Annotated in this window: 1 protein-coding gene and 1 pseudogene; one reads left to right on the forward strand and one right to left on the reverse strand. The window is 67.7% G+C overall.

The features are described from left to right. Window positions 1-3,367 (reverse strand): annotated as a pseudogene (locus VF697_RS26780) (hypothetical protein); the annotation flags it as partial. 373 nt (window positions 3,368-3,740) lie between these two features. On the opposite strand from VF697_RS26780, the gene VF697_RS26785 reads away from it, so the two are divergent. Next, window positions 3,741-4,816, forward strand: a 1,076-nt coding sequence (locus tag VF697_RS26785; RefSeq protein WP_331099560.1) for a PAS domain-containing protein, incomplete at its 3' end; no start/stop codon positions are given.

Genomic DNA, 4,816 nt, shown 5'->3' on the forward strand with positions numbered 1-4,816 from the left:
CGCCGCCGAAGTCCCTGCTCCACACATGGCTGCCCGAGGCATTCCCGTTCAGCTTCGCCACGAACATGTTCTGTAGCAGGTTGGCTTGGGTCAGAGAGGTGGGACCGAAGGCGAAGGTGCCCTGGTAGCTGCCCGCCAGGACCAGATTGCCGACCGGCTCCAGGATGACATCCGTGACGGTCTGGTCCAGCGTCGAGCCAAAGCCGCGGCTCCACGAGACCGCTCCCGTGGAGTCGAGCTTCACCAGGAAGATGTCGTACCCGCCCAGGGAGGTGTGCAGAGTGTCTTTGAAGGTGACGCTCCCCTGGTAGTTGCCCGAGAGGATGATCTCCCCCGCGCTCCCCACGGCCACGGCGATGGCCTGCTGGCTGGACGAATCGCCGAAGCGCTGGCTCCACACGCAGGCCCCCGTGGCATCGAGCTTCGCCACGAAGCCGTCATCGCCGCCCGCGTGGGTGAGCGCCGTGCACTTGCCTCCGAAGTCGAAGGCCTCGCTGAAGCTGCCCGCCAGCACCAGCTCTCCCGCGCCGCTCACCGCGAGGCCGGTGGCCCGCTGGGTGCCCGTGCCGCCGAAGATGCGAGTCCATTGCTCGGCACCCGTGGACGAGTAGGAGCGGACGAAGAAATCCTGGCCACCGGCGGAGGCGCAGGAGCTGGTGGTCTTGCAGGCAAAGGTGCCGGTGACGTTGCCGGCAACGAGGATGTTGCCCGCTCCATCCACGACGACCGCCGACGGCTCGAGGAGCGTGTCCGCCCCGAACCGGGTGCTCCAGACCGCCTTGCCACTCGTATCGAGGACAGCCACGAAGCCGTCCACCGCTGTCGAGGTCAGACGGGTGCCGTCGAAATCCAAGGTCCCCTTGAAGGAGCCCACGACGACGACACGCCCTGCGGAGTCGAGGGTGATCGCCTTGACCTGCTGGTCCTCGGCATCCCCGAACGTCCTGCTCCACTGGACCGTGTTGGTGGCATCCACCTTGACCAGGAAGATGTCGTTGTTGCCCTGGCTGATGTAGGTCGTGCCGCCCAGGGAGATGCTCGTATCGAAGACACCCGCCAGGAAGATGTTGCCCTGACCATCCACGGCCACATCGCTGGCGCTCTGGGTATCCGGCTCACCGCTGGTCTCGCTGGACTGTCCGCTGAACTGGGTGCTCCAGAGCCAGTGTCCCGTGCAGGCGCTCTGGCCGTCGCAGTCCGTGTCGGTGCCGTCACACCGCTCGTACGAGGGGAGGACTTCGGCCGCGCAGGCCGTCTCCCATGCGGTTCCCGAGGTGTTGCACGACTGGGTTCCCGCCCGGCAGGCCCCCACACCGCTGGTGCCCGTGGGGCCCGAGTAGCAGGACTTCTTCTCCTGCGGAGTACAGACGCAGGGCGGGTTCTCGTTGCTCTGGCCGTCGCAATTATCGTCTCCCGAGGTGGTGCAGAGCTCCACGGGCCGGGGAATCACTTGACCCAAGCAGGTCCCCCAGTTGCCAGTGGCGTTGCACGTCTGGGTTCCCGCTCGGCACAGGCCCACGCCGCTGGTGCCCGTGGGGCCCGAGTAGCAGGAGCGCTTCTCGCCGGGCGTGCAACCGCACATGGCATTGTCGCCGCTGCAGTCCTCGTCCGCTGGCCGTGAGCAGTCCTCCGGCTTGGGAAGCACCTCGCCCTCGCACGTGGCGCTCCAGAAGGTCTTCCCATACGCGTCGAAGTAGCACCGCTGGACTCCCGCTCGGCACAGGCCCACGCCCTGGGTGCCCGTGGCGCCCGAGTAGCAGGAGCGCGTCTCACCATAGGTGCAGGGGCAGCCCTCGTTGACCTGGCCATCGCAGTTCTCGTCGGTGCTCGTGTCCCAGCAGAAATCGATGTAGTACGGCTGCACCTCCCCGGAGCAGAAGGACCAGACCGTGCCGTTGGCCTGGCAGGTCTGCGTGCCCGAGCGGCACATGCCCACGTCCGCGGTCCCCGCGGGGCCCGAGTAGCAGGAGCGCGTCTGCCCGTCCGCACAGATGGTGGGGCAGCCGTCGTTCACGGTGCCATCACAGTCCTCGTCCCAGGTGTTGGTGCACACATCCTGCTGGGGGGTGGTCTCTCCCCAGCAGGAGGTCCAGGTCCCTCTGTAGTCGCAGTAGCGGATGCCGGCCTGGCAGCTCCCCACTCCCGCGGTCCCCGCGGGCCCTCCATAGGGACAGGTCTGCCAGCTTCCCCACGCACACTCCGGCCGACCCGTCGTCGTCAGGGTCACCTCCGGGCAGGTGCTCGTGCCCGAGCAGGTGGCGGGGGTCGTGGAGGTGTCGACCTGCAAGGAGGAGCCCATGACGCTGAGCTTCACCTTGCTGTTGACCGGGGCCAGCATGCAGGTGCTCCCGTCGGTTCCCGCCGTGGCGGAGTTCCTGGCGTAGAGGCTCACCCCTTCCAGATCGATCCACGCGTTGGGCACGGGAGCGCCACTCGAATCGACGACCTTCACCTTGATGCAGGTCGTCAGGTTCCAGGGCTTGTCCGCGTTCCACGAGGTGAAGTGGCTGACCTGCACCGTCCACAGCCGCTTGCCCGGCTCGGACTCGGTCACGAGGCCAGCGCCCTCCTCCCGCCAGATGCCACTCTGCGTGTCGAACCACCAGGCCGGGATGGTCGAGTCCACCGGCGCCCGGTCGTGGATGGCGGCGGGGATGGGAAACTCCAGGGTGGCCTTGACCCCCTCGGCGAGCTGCAGCGGTCGGCCCTGCTGCTGGATGTTGATCTCCGCCATGAAGAAGCTCTCCAGGCCCACCTGCTCACCCCCCGAGGCGCTGAGGCCCAGCAAGGGACCAGGAGCGGCGCGGAGGGCCTCCGTCGTTGGATCGATGGGGACGATGTACATATCCGCCTCGCCCGTCACGGGCTTCCCGTTGGCATCCCGCAGGGCGCCGGCGGGGAGGACGACCTTGACCCCTCCGCGCTGGACCTGGGACGGCTGGGTCGTGTCGAAGCGGATGGGCTCGCCCAGGGGCATCAGCCGGATGGAGGTCGCGGTGGCGGCATCTGTCCCGAGCTCGAGCTCGCGGGCATGGGGGACGAAGCCCGGCGCTTCAACCTGAACGACGAAGCGGCCGGGCGTGAGCTCCTCGAGGAGCACCAGTCCCTGCTCGTTGGCCGTCACCTTCCGGCCCTGCGCCTTCACCACGGCGCCCGGCACCGGCTTGCCTTCAACGTCCTGGAGTTCGACGAGGAAGCTCGTCCCCTTGGGAGCGACGACCTCGCCATAGGGATTGTCAACAGGGGGGGGCGTGGGCTCGGGGAGATCGGGGTGACACGCCACGAATGTCGCCGCGATCATCAACACGAGCGCACATGTGCGCCCTCCACGAGCCATGGGGCTCGCGGCTCCGGTGTTCTCGTACAAGACAGCCTCCTAGAGGGGGGTGAGCCGGACCGATCCTGCCCTAATGTCCGGTAGTCGAACAATGCGGCACTTCGAGGTTGTGGGCTGTGAGCCAGGTCACCCTCGAGCAGTGGCCGCTGTCACAGCCCGGGGGTGGAAGGTGCCCGAGGACCGCAGCTCCGTGGGCCCGGCAGGCGGGCAGGCAGGTAAAGCGGTACAGGGAGGAGCCGCGATCCGAGAGGTTGTCCAGAGGGCCCCCTCGGTGTTGTCGAGAAGAAGACTTTCGGCCCCGAGGGAGACGCTCTCCAGGCAGGAGGGTTGTCCGCGTCTCCGCCGTGGGATAGCCGTCCCCTGGATCGGGTTCGTCGTCTATCCTACGCCCGGCATGTCTCACATGATCGATTCCCAGAAGCTGTTCGACTCCGCTCCCACTCCGCTCATGGTGCTGGACCGCGAGCTGAAGTACGTCGCGGCCAATCAGGCCTACTTGAATGCCACGTCGCTGCGGCGTGAGGAGATCATCGGACGCAACGTCTTCGAGGTGTTCCCCCAGGACACGAGCCCCGCGGAGCAGGACAGCCCGCGGAAGCTCCGGGAGTCGCTCGAGCGGGTGCTCAGCCAGCGCACGCCGGACATCGTCCCGATGATGGCCCAGCCGATCTCGCGCCCCACCCAGCAGGGGACGGTGCGCGAGGAGCGCTTCTGGACCTACTCCCACAAGCCCCTCTTCGATGCCGCGGGCAACGTGGCCTTCATCCTCCAGCATGCCGTGGACGTCACCAACCTGCGCGCCCCCGATAGCGTGAAGGGAGCACCCGGGGCCCGGTTGGAGGGGGTCACCTCGGAGCAGATCGCGTCCCTGATCGGTCAGGCGTGGACGGTTCAGGAGAACAACCAGCAACTGGACCACGAGCGGCGCTTCCTCCGCCGGTTGCTCGACGTGCTCCCCGGGGTGGTGGCGGTCCTCCGGGGGCCCGACTTCGTCTTCGAGCTGGTCAACGAGAACTACCTGCCGTTCGTCGGCTTCCGGGACGTCGTCGGCCTGCCGCTGCTCACGGTGCGTCCGGAGCTCAAGGACGACAAGAACAGAGCCGTCCTCGGCCTGTTCGAGCGGGTGTTCCACAAGGGCGAGTCGGTCAGCATGCGCGGCTTCAAGGTCGCCCTCCGCAAGAAGGCGGAGGATGAGCCGCAGGAGATGTTCCTCGACTTCGACTACCGGCCCATCCGCCTGCCGGGAGGGCCCGTCCTGGCCGTCCTCGTCTTCGGCCAGGAGGTCACCGAGCGGGTGCGCGCCGAGGCGCAGGTGCGCCACTACCAGGAGCACCTGGAGGAGCTGGTGCGCGAGCGCACCCGCGCGCTCGAGGAGAGCGAGGCCGAGCGGCGCAGGACCGAGGCGCAGCTGCGGCAGTCCCAGAAGATGGAGGCCGTGGGCAAGCTCACCGGCGGCGTGGCGCATGACTTCAACAACCT

This window comes from Archangium sp., from assembly GCF_036388035.1.
In the GTDB taxonomy this organism is placed as follows: domain Bacteria; phylum Myxococcota; class Myxococcia; order Myxococcales; family Myxococcaceae; genus Archangium.